At 53.4% G+C, this 15,958-nt stretch carries 13 protein-coding genes; 7 read left to right on the top strand and 6 right to left on the bottom strand.

The window, feature by feature from the left end:
- The first annotated feature begins 115 nt into the window (after window positions 1–115).
- Together speF and potE are read left to right on the top strand one after the other, a co-directional pair.
- Window positions 116–2,314, top strand: coding sequence for an ornithine decarboxylase SpeF (gene speF / locus AM379_RS14460; RefSeq protein ID WP_020884975.1), 2,199 nt, complete (start codon window positions 116–118; stop codon window positions 2,312–2,314).
- The gene (gene potE / locus AM379_RS14455; protein ID WP_014169152.1) at window positions 2,311–3,624 is read left to right on the top strand and encodes a putrescine-ornithine antiporter; all 1,314 of its coding nucleotides are present in this window, start codon (window positions 2,311–2,313) and stop codon (window positions 3,622–3,624) included. The genes speF and potE overlap by 4 nt, the downstream gene beginning before the upstream one ends.
- A 70-nt stretch (window positions 3,625–3,694) precedes the next feature.
- On the opposite strand, the gene pgm is transcribed toward potE, so the two are convergent.
- Both pgm and seqA read right to left on the bottom strand, forming a co-directional pair.
- Window positions 3,695–5,335: a phosphoglucomutase (alpha-D-glucose-1,6-bisphosphate-dependent) gene (gene pgm, locus AM379_RS14450; RefSeq protein WP_020884976.1), complete on the bottom strand. Its 1,641-nt coding sequence runs from the start codon at window positions 5,333–5,335 to the stop codon at window positions 3,695–3,697.
- A 24-nt stretch (window positions 5,336–5,359) separates the two neighbouring features.
- Window positions 5,360–5,908: a replication initiation negative regulator SeqA gene (gene seqA, locus AM379_RS14445; RefSeq protein WP_020884977.1), complete on the bottom strand. Its 549-nt coding sequence runs from the start codon at window positions 5,906–5,908 to the stop codon at window positions 5,360–5,362.
- Between the two features lie 183 nt (window positions 5,909–6,091).
- Between seqA and ybfF the strand changes: the two genes are divergently transcribed.
- From ybfF to fur, 4 genes are all read left to right on the top strand, one after another.
- Window positions 6,092–6,865: an esterase gene (ybfF, locus tag AM379_RS14440; protein WP_106503838.1), complete on the top strand. Its 774-nt coding sequence runs from the start codon at window positions 6,092–6,094 to the stop codon at window positions 6,863–6,865.
- 128 nt (window positions 6,866–6,993) lie between these two features.
- Window positions 6,994–7,281: a LexA regulated protein gene (gene ybfE / locus AM379_RS14435; protein ID WP_014169148.1), complete on the top strand. Its 288-nt coding sequence runs from the start codon at window positions 6,994–6,996 to the stop codon at window positions 7,279–7,281.
- Window positions 7,282–7,436: 155 nt separating this feature from the next.
- Entirely contained in the window at window positions 7,437–7,967 is a 531-nt protein-coding gene (fldA, locus tag AM379_RS14430) for a flavodoxin FldA (protein ID WP_008501067.1), read from the top strand.
- Between the two features lie 288 nt (window positions 7,968–8,255).
- Complete coding sequence (gene fur, locus AM379_RS14425; RefSeq protein ID WP_014169146.1) at window positions 8,256–8,702, top strand: ferric iron uptake transcriptional regulator; 447 nt, start codon at window positions 8,256–8,258, stop codon at window positions 8,700–8,702.
- 108 nt (window positions 8,703–8,810) lie between these two features.
- Here the strand turns inward: fur and chiQ are convergent, their stop codons facing one another.
- The 4 genes from chiQ to nagE form a co-directional block, all read right to left on the bottom strand.
- On the bottom strand, window positions 8,811–9,140 hold the full coding sequence (gene chiQ, locus AM379_RS14420; protein WP_106504359.1) for a ChiQ/YbfN family lipoprotein: 330 nt from the start codon (window positions 9,138–9,140) through the stop codon (window positions 8,811–8,813).
- Window positions 9,141–9,187: 47 nt separating this feature from the next.
- A complete protein-coding gene (gene chiP / locus AM379_RS14415; protein ID WP_020884980.1) occupies window positions 9,188–10,585 on the bottom strand; it encodes a chitoporin ChiP in 1,398 nt (465 codons plus the stop codon).
- Between the two features lie 446 nt (window positions 10,586–11,031).
- A complete protein-coding gene (gene glnS / locus AM379_RS14410) occupies window positions 11,032–12,699 on the bottom strand; it encodes a glutamine--tRNA ligase (protein ID WP_025204665.1) in 1,668 nt (555 codons plus the stop codon).
- 169 nt (window positions 12,700–12,868) lie between these two features.
- Window positions 12,869–14,818 (bottom strand): PTS N-acetyl glucosamine transporter subunit IIABC, encoded by a 1,950-nt coding sequence (nagE, locus tag AM379_RS14405; protein WP_032677692.1) that lies wholly within the window; start codon window positions 14,816–14,818, stop codon window positions 12,869–12,871.
- 326 nt (window positions 14,819–15,144) lie between these two features.
- On the opposite strand from nagE, the gene nagB reads away from it, so the two are divergent.
- Window positions 15,145–15,945, top strand: coding sequence for a glucosamine-6-phosphate deaminase (gene nagB / locus AM379_RS14400; RefSeq protein ID WP_008501061.1), 801 nt, complete (start codon window positions 15,145–15,147; stop codon window positions 15,943–15,945).
- Window positions 15,946–15,958: the final 13 nt, after the last annotated feature.

Raw genomic sequence — 15,958 nt, 5'->3', positions numbered from 1 at the left:
ACGCATTACTGATTTTTTTAATCAGCAGCCTCCTTTTGCTGTTTTCCGGCATATTATCGATTTCTTTTCTGCAAGAAATCGAGGGACTGTTATTACCTAAAATAAAGAGAGAAAGATGAAAAGTTTAAAAATTGCAGCCAGCCGCGCCTGCCCTGATTGCTTTACCACTCACCGTGAACTGGTGGATATCAACGCCACGGATTATATTGATGTTGCCGCCATTGTTCTGGCCGTCAGCGATATTTTCACTGGTCGTATAGAAGAAATAGAAGCAACCGGATTTGGCATTCCTGTTTTTGTCGCGACGCATAAAGAAGAAATTATCCCGGCAGAGTATTTATCGCGGATCCACGGCGTATTCGAAGCATCAGACACCAGCAACGACTTCCACGGACGCCAACTGGAAGCAGCCGCGCAGAAGTATGAAACCCAACTGCGTCCGCCGTTTTTCCGGGCTCTGGTCGACTATGTCAAACAGGGTAACAGCGCCTTCGACTGTCCGGGTCACCAGGGCGGGCAATTCTTCCGCCGTCACCCTGCCGGCAATCAGTTTGTCGATTTCTTTGGCGAAACCCTTTTCCGCTCAGACCTGTGCAACGCCGACGTGGCGATGGGCGATCTGCTGATCCACGAAGGGGCCCCCTGCATTGCGCAGCAGCATGCGGCGAAAGTCTTTAATGCCGATAAAACCTACTTCGTGCTGAACGGAACCTCATCGTCCAACAAAGTGGTGCTCAACGCCCTTCTCACTCCGGGCGACCTGGTCCTGTTCGATCGCAACAACCATAAATCCAACCACCACGGAGCACTTCTTCAGGCGGGCGCAACGCCGGTCTATCTGGAAACCGCACGTAACCCGTACGGCTTTATTGGCGGCATCGACGCCCACTGCTTCGAGGAGAATTATCTGCGTGAGCTGGTGTCCGAAGTGGCGCCGGGCCGTGCCCGCGATGCGCGTCCGTTCCGCCTGGCGGTGATCCAGCTGGGTACCTACGATGGCACCATCTATAACGCTCGCCAGGTCGTGGATAACATTGGCCATCTGTGCGACTACATCCTGTTTGACTCTGCCTGGGTGGGTTACGAGCAGTTTATACCGATGATGGCCGATTGCTCTCCGCTGCTGCTGGAGCTGAATGAAAACGATCCGGGGATCCTGGTCACCCAGTCAGTCCATAAACAGCAGGCCGGTTTCTCACAGACCTCGCAAATCCACAAGAAGGACAGCCACATCAAAGGCCAGCAGCGCTATGTTCCGCATAAGCGGCTGAATAACGCCTTCATGATGCACGCGTCCACCAGCCCGTTCTATCCGCTGTTTGCTGCACTGGATATCAACGCCCGCATGCATGAGGGACAGAGCGGCCGCAACATGTGGATGGACTGCGTGGTGACCGGTATCGAAGCCCGTAAGCTGATCCTGCAGAACTGCCAGTATCTTCGCCCGTTTGTGCCGGAACTGGTTGATGGCCGTCCGTGGGAAAGCTGGGACACCGCTGAGATTGCCACGGACCTGCGCTTCTTCCACTTCGTGCCCGGTGAACACTGGCACGCCTTCGAAGGCTATGCCGAACATCAGTATTTTATCGACCCGTGCAAACTGCTGCTGACCACGCCGGGTATTAACGCCCGGACCGGTGAGTACGAGGATTTCGGCGTCCCCGCCACTATTCTTGCCAACTTCCTGCGTGAAAACGGCATCGTGCCGGAAAAATGCGATCTCAACTCCATCCTGTTCCTGCTCACGCCTGCCGAGGATATGGGCAAACTGCAGCAACTGGTCGCGCAACTGGTGCGCTTCGAAAAACTGCTCGAGACGGATGCCCCCCTCAAAGAGGTACTGCCCTCTGTCTGTAAACAGTATCCGGAGCGCTATGCAGATTACACCCTGCGCCAGATTTGCCAGGAAATGCATGAGCTGTACGCCCGCCACAACGTGAAGCAGCTGCAAAAAGAGATGTTCCGCAAGTCTCACTTCCCGCGCGTCATGATGAACCCGCAAGAGGCGAACTATGCCTACCTGCGGGGTGAGGTCGAGCTGGTCTCTCTGCGCGATGCGGAAGGTCGCATTGCCGCCGAAGGTGCCCTTCCTTATCCACCGGGGGTGTTGTGCGTTGTGCCGGGTGAAGTCTGGGGCGGTTCCGTGCTGCGCTACTTTGCTGCGCTGGAAGAGGGTATCAACCTTTTACCGGGCTTCGCGCCGGAACTGCAGGGCGTTTACGTTGAGGAGTGTGACGGTCGTAAGCAGGTTCGTTGTAACGTCATCAAACACGCTGCCGCTCAGCCATCGCTGCTGAAAGGAGAAAAATTATGAGCAAGTCCAATAAAATGGGCGTGGTGCAGCTGACCATTCTCACCATGGTAAACATGATGGGGTCCGGGATCATCATGCTGCCCACCAAGCTTGCGGAAGTAGGAACCATTTCGATTATCTCCTGGATGGTGACCGCCGTGGGGTCAATGGCACTGGCCTGGGCATTCGCCAAGTGCGGTATGTTCAGCCGCAAGCCCGGGGGGATGGGCGGCTACGCCGAATATGCCTTTGGCAAATCCGGTAACTTCATGGCCAACTACACCTACGGCGTCTCTTTGCTGATCGCTAACGTGGCGATTGCCATTTCCGCCGTGGGTTACGGTACGGAGCTGTTCGGTGTGGCGCTGACCCCCGTGCAAATCGGGCTGGCGACCATCGGCGTGCTGTGGATCTGCACCGTGGCAAACTTTGGCGGCGCGCGCATTACCGGACAGATCAGCAGTATTACCGTCTGGGGGGTCATTATCCCGGTGGTTGGGCTGTGCATCATCGGCTGGTTCTGGTTTAGCCCCACGCTGTACGTCAACTCCTGGAACCCACACCATGTTCCGTTCTTCACCGCGGTGGGCTCTTCCATCGCCATGACGCTGTGGGCCTTCCTGGGGCTGGAATCTGCGTGTGCTAACGCCGAAGTGGTGGAAAACCCGGAGAAGAACGTACCGATTGCCGTGCTTGGCGGTACGCTGGGCGCTGCGGCCATTTACATTGTCTCAACCAACGTGATTGCAGGGATTGTACCGAACATGGATCTTGCCAGTTCCACGGCACCGTTCGGTCTGGCCTTTGCGCAGATGTTTACGCCGGGTGTCGGGAAAGTGATCATGGGGCTGATGGTGATGTCCTGCTGCGGCTCGCTCCTCGGCTGGCAGTTCACCATCGCTCAGGTCTTTAAATCATCCGCTGACGAAGGGTATTTCCCGAAAATCTTCTCCCGGGTCAGCAAAGCAGAGGCACCGGTTCAGGGCATGCTGGCGATTGTTATCTTCCAGAGTGGGTTATCTTTGATGACCATCAGCCCGTCGCTGAACAGCCAGTTCAACGTGCTGGTCAACCTGGCGGTAGTGACCAATATCATTCCGTATATTCTGTCGATGGCGGCGCTGGTCATCATTCAGAAGGTGGCGAAGGTGGACGCAGGCAAAGCGAGGGTGGCGAATATTGTGGCGCTGATTGGGGCAATTTACAGCTTCTATGCGCTCTACTCTTCCGGCCAGGAAGCCATGCTGTATGGTGCGATGGTGACCTTTATGGGCTGGACGCTGTACGGTCTGGTATCGCCGCGGTTTGAATTGAAAAATAAACACAGTTAATGCAAAAGCAAAACGGCAACCCTGGGGTTGCCGTTTTGACTGCATCGTGAGGGCATCAGCCCACCGCGATTTACGCGTTTTTCAGCACTTCGCTGACAATCTCTACCGCTTCTTTCTCAATCAGCTTACGGTGTTCGTCGCCGAGGAAGCTCTCACAATAGATTTTGTATGCATCTTCCGTACCGGATGGACGCGCGGCAAACCAGCCGTTTTCGGTCATCACTTTCAGACCACCGATAGAGGCACCGTTACCCGGGGCCGCCGTCAGACGGGCCGTGATAGGGTCACCGGCCAGCGTGCTGGCACTGACCATCTCCGGAGAGAGTTTAGACAGCGCCGCTTTCTGCGCGGAGGTCGCGCCAGCCTGAATACGGTTATAGCTTGGTGCGCCAAAGCGTGCCGCCAGCTCGTTATAGTGTTCCTGCGGATTTTTACCGGTGACAGCGGTGATTTCCGCCGCCAGCAGGCACATGATGATCCCGTCTTTATCGGTAGACCATGGCGTGCCGTCGAAACGCAGGAAGGATGCGCCCGCGCTCTCTTCACCGCCAAAACCGAAGCTGCCGTCGTGCAGACCGTCAACAAACCATTTGAAGCCTACCGGTACTTCCACCAGCTTACGGCCCAGCGCCTCAACCACGCGGTCAATCATCGCCGAGGAGACCAGCGTTTTACCTACAGCCACCTCTTTGCCCCACTGTGGACGATGCTGGAACAGGTAGTTGATGGCAACCGCAAGATAATGGTTCGGGTTCATCAGCCCTGCCGGGGTGACAATACCGTGGCGGTCATAATCCGGGTCGTTGGCAAACGCCAGGTCGAATTTATCACGCAACGCCAGCAGGCCCGCCATCGCGCACTCGGAAGAGCAGTCCATACGGATTGCGCCGTCTTTATCCAGGTGCATAAAGCGGAAGGTCTGATCAACGTGATCGTTAACGATGGTCAGGTTCAGCTTGTAATGCTCTGCGATGCGTTTCCAGTATTCGATACCGGAGCCGCCGAGAGGGTCAACGCCCAGCTTCAGACCGGCTTTCTGGATGGCCGCCATATCGACGATATCCGCCAGACCTTCCACAAATGGCTGTACCAGATCCTGCTCTTTCACATGGCCGGATGCCATGGCCGCATCCAGAGAGAGGCGTTTCACCCCTTTCAGGCCATCCGCCAGCAGCGCATTGGCACGATCTTCAACCACTTTCGTGACGTTCGTGTCTGCCGGTCCACCGTTAGGCGGGTTGTATTTGATCCCACCGTCTTCCGGCGGGTTGTGTGATGGAGTAATCACAATCCCGTCAGCCAGCGCGCCGCCTTTTTTGTTGTGGACAAGGATCGCGTTAGAGACCGCAGGGGTCGGCGTGAAGCCGTTATTTTCCTGAACAATGACGTCAACGCCATTCGCCGTCAGCACTTCCAGCACGGAAATGAACGCCGGTTCAGACAGAGCATGGGTATCTTTTCCCACATAGCACGGACCGGTAACGCCGTTTTTAGCGCGCTCTTCCGCGATGGCCTGAGCAATAGCCAGAATGTGCGGTTCGTTAAAGCTATGGCGCGCCGCGCTACCGCGGTGGCCAGATGTACCAAACTTCACTGCGTGTTCTGCGTTGCCCACGACCGGTTTCAGCACGTAATACTGCGCGGTCAGCTGAGCGACGTTAATCAAATCGCTTTGTTGTGCAGGTTGGCCTGCACGGCTGTGATTTGCCATTACCGGGTCCTTCTGATGCAAGGGTTAAATTGTACCGCAAACCTTTTCAATCAATTCCGCCGGGAACTGCATGGACTGCATGATGTGTTCAACCATGCTGCACTTGCGGCCCGTATTGGTATTGGTGATGACCCAGTACGGTGTGCCCGGGACATGTTTAGGTTTGGTTTGGTTGCCATTTTGCAGCAGCGTTTGCTCGTCGCCTGCGAAATAGACGCGGGTACGACCGTGCAGCGACTCGGTCGCTTCAGCAAACGCTTTGTTATCCAGTGAATAGAGTGTAGACAGCACCAGCATGAAGCGATTAACCGCTTTTTTCTGCTCGGCGTACTCATCAGAGAGCAGCAACTCGCGCATCGCACGTACTTTGTCTTTCACTTGCGCGACGGCAGGTTTTGCTTGTGCAACAACGTTTTGTTGAGACACGACATCTTTAGTGACTGGGGTAGCAGGCTGTGAGGCGGCGGAAATTTTAAGCATGCGCCGTAAAATGTCGGACGCACTCTCCCCGATATGCCGCGTCTGGCTGGCAATATACTGATAGAGTTCGTCATCAACTTCGATTGTTTTCATCTTAATCCAGTGCGATATCTTATCTGAATACAAGTCGTTGGGATTATAAAGTTAAATTCCAACAGCGGATAGCGTCAAACCAGGTTGGCGGCAAAAGTCAGATTAAACTGGAACCTTGCAGCCGGGCGGCAGAATGGTCAACATGATACCCTAACCTGACATACGTAAAAAAAGAACTTTGCCATGAAATTGAATACCCGAGCGCAAACTGCACAATCGCCGAACAATAATTCTCCCATCGTACTGGTTCACGGGCTTTTTGGCAGCCTGGATAACCTGGGGGTGCTGGCGCGCGATCTGGTTACCGATCACGATATTTTGCAGGTCGATATGCGAAATCACGGTCTTTCCGGACGTTCAGAGGAGATGACCTACGCGGCACTGGCCCAGGATCTGCTCGATACGCTTGATGCCAACCATCTTCAGAAGGTGACGCTCATCGGGCATTCTATGGGCGGTAAGGCGGTAATGGCCCTGACGGCGCTGGCACCGGACAGAATCAACGGTCTGGTCGTGATCGACGTTGCCCCGGTGGATTACGACGTGCGCCGTCATGACGACATTTTTGCTGCCATCAATGCGGTGACAGAGGCTGGGGTTTCAACCCGCCAACAGGCCACAGCCGTCATGCGCGAACATCTTAATGAAGAAGGCGTTATTCAGTTTCTGCTGAAGTCGTTTGTCGACGGCCAGTGGCGTTTCAACGTGCCGGTACTCTGGGCGCAGTACAACAACATCGTCGGCTGGGATACGGTGCCCGCCTGGCAACACCCTACCCTCTTTATTCGCGGCGGTAACTCCCCTTATGTCACCGACGCCTACCGCGACACCTTGCTGGCGCAATTCCCGCAGGCGCGCGCCCATGTCATCGCCGGTGCCGGACACTGGGTTCACGCGGAAAAACCTGACGCCGTGTTACGCGCCATCCGCCGCTATCTCTCTGATACTGCGAATTGATTAAAAAGAGAGCGACTGGAAGGTTGCGGGCTTCCAGTCGTTGGCGTGCCGTTTTTGGTGATGTATGATGGCGCGCTCATCGCCCGGGCAATAGCAGGGCGGCTTGTTTCCCCCGAAGTCTCAGAATCATGGCCAAAGAACAAACGGACCGTACGACACTAGATCTGTTCGCGAATGAGCGTCGACCGGGACGACCGAAAACGAATCCGCTTTCGCGCGATGAACAGCTGCGTATTAATAAACGCAACCAGCTTAAACGCGATAAAAATCGTGGGCTTAAGCGTGTCGAACTGAAGCTCAATGCCGACGCCGTCGATGCGCTTAACGAACTGGCCGAAGCGCGTAATATCAGCCGTAGCGAGCTCATTGAAGAGATGTTGATCGCCCAGCTTGAGACGTTGCGCCGCCAGGCATAAGTCTGAAAATCCCCTTTCTTACCCTTTTCATGTAGCACAGAGTGCAGTCCTGCGCGATAGCTGTTTCCGCGGGGTTGCCAGTTCTGCTATTATTGCCCTTATCCGTGGACAAATTGCGCCACCATACCATTAAGTTTCAAGAGGTTATTTTACTCATGGCAATCATCGGCATTTTCTTCGGCAGTGATACCGGCAATACCGAAAATATCGCAAAAAACATTCAAAAACAGCTCGGTAAAGACGTTGCCGATGTGCATGACATCGCCAAGAGCAGCAAAGAAGATCTCGAAGGCTATGACATCCTGTTGCTGGGTATCCCAACCTGGTACTACGGTGAAGCCCAGTGTGACTGGGATGATTTCTTCCCGACGCTGGAAGAAGTGGACTTCAACGGCAAGCTGGTCGCCCTGTTTGGCTGCGGCGATCAGGAAGACTACGCTGAGTACTTCTGTGACGCGCTGGGCACTATCCGCGATATCATTGAACCGAATGGTGCAGTTATCGTAGGCCACTGGCCGACTGCCGGTTACCACTTCGAAGCGTCTAAAGGCCTGGCCGATGACGACCACTTCGTGGGTCTGGCGATCGACGAAGATCGTCAGCCAGAACTGACCGCAGAGCGCGTTGAGAAGTGGGTGAAGCAGATCCGCGAAGAACTGCACCTGGACGATATTCTTAACGCCTGATTGTTATTGTGGCGCAACCCCGGTTGCGCCCAGGAACCGGGTCAAACGATTAAATTAATCGCTACAATCTTTTAACTTTTTCGCCCAGACCTGTACAATGTCTCCCAGGTAAAATGGGGTGCCATTGAGCAAGTTTGTCGGTGATACCACGTTTTTATAAGCATACTTTGCCTGAGACTTGCAGTTTTCATTTAGCCATGGCAGTTCTATAATGAGACGCATTATTCCAGGTGCATTTTCTGTCACTTCCTCCAGAAGTGAATCGTTTAGCAACAGGACAGATTCCGCATGACTGACAACAATACCGCATTAAAGAAGGCTGGCCTGAAAGTTACGCTTCCTCGGTTAAAAATCCTTGAAGTGCTTCAGGGTCCAGACAATCACCATGTCAGTGCGGAAGACCTTTACAAGCGTCTTATCGACATGGGTGAAGAGATTGGGCTGGCAACCGTCTATCGCGTGCTGAACCAGTTTGATGACGCGGGCATTGTTACCCGTCATAATTTCGAAGGCGGTAAATCTGTATTCGAACTGACCCAGCAGCAGCACCACGATCACCTGATCTGCCTGGATTGTGGCAAGGTCATTGAATTTAGCGATGATTCCATCGAAGCACGTCAGCGTGAAATCGCTGCTCGTCATGGTATCCGCCTGACCAACCATAGTCTGTATCTGTATGGTCACTGTGCTGAAGGTGATTGCCGCGAAGACGATCACGCACACGACGCCAAATAAGTCGAACTTTCATACTCTGAGCCAGCCGCAAGGTTGGCTTTTTTTTGCCTGTCACCCGGCGAAAAAAAGCCCGGTAAGCACAGCGCCACCGGGCCTTAACACACTTAATTAATTTCCGTTGTTACTGCGTATTTCCTTCCAGATCTGGTCGCAATGCTTCGCCACTTCCTGATCGTTACCGGTTTTACGCGCCTGAATGCAGGCCTGATAGTCCATCACGCGAACATTTTCCTGCGTCGCAAACTGCTCATGCGCCTTCTCTTTCTTCAGCACATTCAGCACGCTCTGGCAGGCTTCAATTTTCTCCGGTGAGCCTTCAGCGGTGTTAATGCAGGCGCTGTAAGCCTCCTTCAGGCGAGAATCTTCTTTCGGTGCCGGGTCCTGGGCGCAAGCCACCAGCCCCGAGGCCAGCAACGCGACGATTACCATTTTTTTCATCATGTGCAGTCTCCATTCCGGCGGGACGGAACCCGCCGGAGCGTTCATCAGAAGATAGTGAATGGTGCGATAACCATGAATTTCACGTCACGTTCATCCTGGAAGATGTTGCCGTAACCGCCCGCGTAGCTTGGAATATCAGAGTGGTTGTCATACTGCGTGAAGTGCAGCTTGAACATCGTGCCTTTCGCACGTCCATCCTGCACGGTATAGATGGCATCCAGGCTGTAAGAGGACTCTTTCAGACGGTAGTTCGGATCGTAGTACGCATCCGGTGTGGCCATGTCGCCCGGTTTGGCATCCCAGGCATACGCATAGGAGGCGCCCACCGCCCAGCCCGGCAGGTTCCAGTTTTTCAGGTCATACATTGCGCCGAAGAAGACCGCTTTTTCGCCGTCGGCGTTGAAGTCAGAGCGGTTATCCCACCAGATATCCAGACGACCGTTTGAAGATGCGTAAGTCGGGGTCATACGCTGCAGGAAGTAGCCCTGCTGCCCTTCCGCCTTCACCCATGTTCCTTCCAGACGCAAATCCACCTGACCCACTTTATAGCCAAAGGTCAGCGCCTGCAGCCAGGCCGTGCCGTCATAAATATCGTTGACGCCACCATCGCTGACTTTGTCTCGCGTGCCGTAGAACTGGTAACTGGTACTCAACGGACTCCCTGCGATATCAAATTTGTAGCTGGCTTTGGCAAAATACTGATCGATATAGCCTTCAGCCTGACCAAAGGCAGCTTCTAACACGAGGTCGTTTTTAAAATCGTACTTCGCACCCAGCGAGTGGAGGTAATCCACTTTGGTCTTTTTATCGTTCTGGTAAAACTTATCCATTTCGATATGCCACGGGGCTTTGTATTCGTTGGTCCACATATAGGAGAAACTCAACGCACCCGCATCACCGTAGTCAAAGTTAGCGCCAGCTTCAGCGCCCTGGTAAGTACCAGGCATAAAACTCCAGTGTGGCGCTAACAGGGTTTGGCCAGTTGGCTGAATATATCCGCCGCGCGCCCAGACTGGACCATATTTGAATTTTGCAGCGGCTTTATACAGGCTGATACCGCTTTTATCGCCGGACCAGTCTTCTTTATAGGCCTTATTGCTGGACGAGAAGGCAATTTCGTTCGGATGTCCGCTGTCGCCATTTTCCGCCATTTCAATTGCCGTGAATGCGGCAATATCCAGGCCGAACATATCGGCGGCATAGCCTGACTGGAAGTCGAGGTTGGCGTTCCAGGTAGAGTGAGAAAGGTTGGTTTTGTATTTGTCTTCGGTAACGTCTTTACGGTCACGTTCACGCTGCCAGTAATAAATACCGCCCGTGAGGGTAGAATCTTCGATGAAACCTGCTGCCTTAGCCTCTGGCGCAATCACCAGGCCTGACATTGCTGTCACACCGGCGATAGCCAGCGCCAGCGCACTACGTTTGCCACTGAACGTACGCATAGATTATTCCTCTTTGACGAATTAAAACGCCTGAACGGCGAAAAATATAAAAGACCAAAAGGTCAGGGGTAGTCAGAAATACCCTCGAATTAACTACCGCCTTTAGGTTATTTTTCGCGACGCGAATTATCAATGCTTTTCCGTGGGCAAAAGTCAGGATTATGACGAAGTGCACATAATTAGTAGTGCTTTGTAACATTTAGCGGGAGACGAGATTTGGCGGGGCAAGTCATTAAATTTAAGCCAGTAATTGTGTAAATTACTGGTTATTTTCAGGCCTTCACTATTTTCAGAAATATACAAACTTTTTTTAGAAAAATAAGTAGCACCACATTGACCTGAATATTGCGCAGACATTATTTTTGCTCGCGCTTAACGATATGATCATTCAATAAAAAAACGCCGCATTACGCGGCGTTTGTCTCTCATTGACCAGAGCAGCGTTATTATTCGCCGACTTTAGTCCAGGTATCACGCAGACCAACGGTACGGTTAAACACCGGTTTTTCCGAGGTACTGTGACGGCTGTCGAGGCAGAAGTAGCCTTCACGTTCGAACTGGAACGCTTTGCCCGCTTCAGCGGCTTTCAGAGACGGCTCAGCATAACCCTGCTTGATGACCAGAGATTCCGGGTTGATTGTCGCCAGGAAGTCTTCTGCTGCACCTGGGTTAGGCACGCTGAACAGACGATCGTACAGGCGAATTTCAACCGGCAGCGCATGTGTTGCACTTACCCAGTGGATCACGCCTTTCACTTTGCGGCCATCTGCCGGATCTTTGCTCAGGGTTTCAGCGTCGTAAGAGCAGAAGATGGTGGTGATATTCCCTTCTGCATCTTTCTCAACACGCTCAGCTTTGATCACGTATGCGTTACGCAGACGCACCTCTTTACCCAGCACCAGACGCTTGTACTGCTTGTTCGCTTCTTCGCGGAAGTCAGCACGATCGATCCAGATTTCACCGCTGAACGGCACGTCACGGGTGCCCATTTCCGGCTTGTTCGGATGGTTAGGCATGGAGACCATTTCGCTCGCGCCCTGCGGGTAGTTTTCGATAACCAGTTTAACCGGATCGATGACGGCCATTGCGCGCGGCGCGTTGTCGTTCAGATCTTCACGGATGCAGGATTCCAGAGAGGCGATCTCAATGGTGTTATCCTGCTTGGTCACGCCGATGCGCTTACAGAACTCGCGAATAGACGCAGCAGTATAACCACGGCGACGCAGACCCGAGATGGTTGGCATACGCGGATCGTCCCAGCCCTCAACGTGCTTGTCGGTCACCAGCAGGTTCAGCTTACGCTTGGACATCACCGTGTATTCCAGATTCAGACGAGAGAATTCGTACTGACGCGGATGCACCGGGATCGTGATGTTATCCAGAACCCAGTCGTACAGACGGCGGTTGTCCTGGAACTCCAGCGTACACAGGGAGTGCGTAATGCCTTCCAGCGCATCGCTGATGCAGTGGGTAAAGTCGTACATCGGGTAGATGCACCACTTGTTACCGGTCTGATGGTGTTCAGCGAACTTGATACGGTACAGAACCGGATCGCGCATCACGATGAACGGTGATGCCATGTCGATTTTGGCACGCAGGCACGCTTTACCTTCCTCGAAGCCACCCGCACGCATTTTTTCAAACAGCGCCAGGTTCTCTTCAACGCTGCGATCGCGGAACGGGCTGTTTTTACCCGGCGCGGTCAGCGTGCCGCGGTATTCGCGGATCTCTTCAGCAGACAGCTCGTCGACATACGCCAGACCTTTATTGATAAGCTCGACCGCATAGGCGTAAAGCTGATCAAAATAGTCAGAGGAGTAGCAGATATCGCCAGACCAGTTGAAGCCCAGCCATTGCACGTCATTCTTAATAGACTCAACGTATTCGATGTCTTCTTTTACTGGGTTGGTGTCATCGAAACGCAGGTTGCACTGTCCCTGGTAGTCTTGCGCGATGCCAAAGTTCAGGCAGATCGATTTTGCATGACCAATATGCAGGTAGCCGTTTGGCTCCGGCGGGAAACGGGTATGAACTGTGGTGTGCTTACCACTGGCCAGATCTTCATCGATGATCTGACGAATAAAGTTACTCGGGCGGGCTTCAGCCTCACTCATCGTGGATTCCTCAAAGCGTAAACAACGTATAACGGCATATGATCTTATAAGCCGGACGTAGTGACAACCCTTAAAACGTCTCTGAAGAAAATAATGGGGGCAATTGCTGCAAAAAAAAGCGGCGGAGGAAAACCCCCGCCGCTTAAGGCATGACTCTACTCAGGAGCGATTACTTGCCTTTAATCTCATACAGTGGCGTCTGGCCCGCAACGACCTGACCTTTCGCCTGAATCACCAGGCCGCTGAAGTCGTCGATATTGCTGCAAACGACCGGGCTAATCATGGAGCGCGCGTTAGCGTTCAGGTAATCCAGATCCATTTCCAGAATCGGCTGACCTGCCACCACGTCGGCCCCCTCTTCCACCAGGCGAGTGAAGCCCTGGCCGTTCAGCGCGACGGTATCGATACCCATATGGACAACGATCTCCGCGCCCTTTTCAGTTTCGAGGCAGAACGCATGGTTGGTGTTGAAGATTTTAACGATGGTCCCGGCAGCCGGTGACACCACGGTTTTGTCCGTTGGTTTCACCGCCACACCGTCACCGACAGCTTTGCTGGCAAACGCTTCGTCAGGCACCTGCTCAATCGCAACCACTTCACCGGTAATCGGTGAAACCAGCGCGGCAATGGTCGTTGCGTTAGGGACGGCCTGCGGTTTTGCCACCGGGGCTTCCGTCACTGGCGCGCTGTTCGCTGCTGAAGCCGCGATCGGTCCACGGGCAACCACTTTCTTCATTTCATCGCCAATCGATTCCGCTTTCGCACCCACGATAACCTGGATGGTCTGCTTGTTCAGTTTCACCACGCCGGATGCGCCAAGGCGTTTACACATGGCATCGTTAACACGCGCAGAATCACCTACCGTCAGGCGCAGACGAGTGATACATGCATCGATAGCTTTCAGGTTATCCGTACCGCCTACTGCGGCAATATAATTGGTTGCCAGCTGGGTCAGCCCTTCTTCGGTATTGCTGTTAGCTTCGCCAGTAACGATGTCGTCTTTCGTATCTTCGCGGCCTGGTGTTTTCAGGTTAAACATACGAATGACTGCGCTGAACAGAACGAAGTAGATAACGAAGAACACCAGACCCATTGCGACCAGCATCCAGACGTTCTTGCTCGCCGCGGGCAGGTTGTACATCAACACGTAGTCGATCGCGCCGGCGGAGAAGGAGAAGCCCGCATGGATACCCAGCAGCGTTGCAACAAACAGGCTAATACCCGTCAGCACAGCGTGCATGAGGTACAGCAGCGGAGCCAGGAACATGAACAGGAATTCCAGCGGCTCAGTAACACCGGTCAGGAACGCGGTGATGGCAACTGACAGCAGCATCCCGCCAACCATTGGACGACGCGCTTTCGGTGCGGCCAGGTACATAGCCAGCGCCGCGCCCGGCAGACCAAACATCATGATAGGGAAGAAGCCCGACATGAACATGCCCGCGGTGCCGTCACCTGCATAGAAGCGGTTGATATCCCCGTGGAATACCGCGCCCGCGGCGTTGGTAAACTCACCAATCTGGAACCAGGCAATGGTGTTCAGCACCTGATGCAGGCCGGTTGGGATCAACAGACGGTTGATGAAACCGAAGATACCCGCACCCACTGCGCCAGCGGAAACAATCCACTCACCGCCCGCATGGATAGCGTGCTGCACCGGTGGCCAGATGTAGCCAAAGATCGCGGCCAGAATCAGACAGAAGAAGCCTGTCGCAATCGGCACAAAACGTTTTCCGCCGAAGAAGCTCAGGAAGTCTGGCAGTTTGATCCCCGCCCAACGGTTATAAACAGCCCCGCCGACCAGACCGGTAATGATACCTGCCAGAACGCCCATGTTAATTTCTGGGTTTATCGTCACCATCGCTTTCGTCAGGATGAAGTAACCGACAGCCCCGGCCAGCGCCGCTGCACCCGCGCTGTCTTTTGACCAGCTGGATGCCACACCGATGGCGAAAATCAGCGCCAGATTGTCAAAAATCGCGCCACCCGCTTGCGCGATAAATGGCACATTAAGCAGATCGGGTTGCCCAAATCGCAGCAGCAGTGCTGCAACCGGTAGCACGGCGATAGGGAGCTGCAAAGCCCTACCGAGGCGCTGGAAAAAACCTAAAATATTCATCCTATTCCCCCTACGAGACCCTTATTAAGGCTCGTGCATAAACTATGTTTTTATTGTGTCGACAACGATAAATACAGTTGATGATTCACTGGCATTGTGAGTGTGTGAAAAATTAATTCGTATCGCAAATTAAACACGTATTTTTTGTGATTTTTGTCACCAAATATCGTTAATAACCCTCCCTTTCTCTGGCTAACAGTGAAAACTTATTTTATCATTCAAAAAATCAAGACGGATTGATCCGGCCTGAAAGGTTCCAGGTTACGCTTAGTTCAGGTTCCGATAGCCATCCGCCCACTCTTCTACTTTAACTCTTGAGGTGAACAATGAGACTGATTCCCCTGGCAACTGCTGAACAAGTCGGTAAATGGGCCGCCCGTCATATCGTTAACCGTATTAACGCGTTCAAACCCACCGCCGATCGTCCTTTCGTTCTCGGCCTTCCTACCGGCGGCACGCCGCTGACCGCGTATAAAGCCCTGGTTGAGATGCATAAAGCAGGCCAGGTTAGCTTCAAACATGTTGTGACCTTCAACATGGATGAGTATGTCGGCTTACCCAAGGATCATCCGGAAAGCTACCATAGCTTTATGCACCGTAATTTCTTTGATCACGTTGATATTCCGGCTGAAAACATTAACCTGCTGAATGGAAACGCGCCTGATATTGACGCAGAATGCCGTCAGTATGAAGAAAAAATCCGTTCCTACGGTAAAATCCACCTGTTCATGGGTGGCGTGGGCAACGATGGTCATATCGCGTTCAACGAACCGGCCTCTTCTCTGGCTTCCCGTACGCGTATTAAAACCCTGACCCATGACACGCGCGTGGCAAACTCCCGCTTCTTTGACGGTGATGTTAACCAGGTTCCAAAATACGCCCTGACCGTAGGCGTAGGCACCCTGCTGGATGCCGAAGAAGTGATGATTCTGGTTCTGGGCGGCGTGAAAGCGCAGGCGCTCCAGGCTGCCGTTGAAGGCAACGTTAACCACATGTGGACCATCAGCTGCCTGCAGCTGCATCCAAAATCAGTCATCGTGTGCGACGAACCGTCCACGATGGAGCTGAAAGTGAAAACGCTGAAATACTTCAACGAGTTAGAAGCTGAGAACATCAAAGGTCTGTAATTGAATAACCGCC

This window comes from Enterobacter cloacae complex sp. FDA-CDC-AR_0132 (assembly GCF_003010695.1).
Lineage (GTDB): Bacteria > Pseudomonadota > Gammaproteobacteria > Enterobacterales > Enterobacteriaceae > Enterobacter > Enterobacter ludwigii.
Note: the sequence above shows the minus strand (reverse complement) of the source record. Positions and strands in the feature narration are given on the sequence as shown.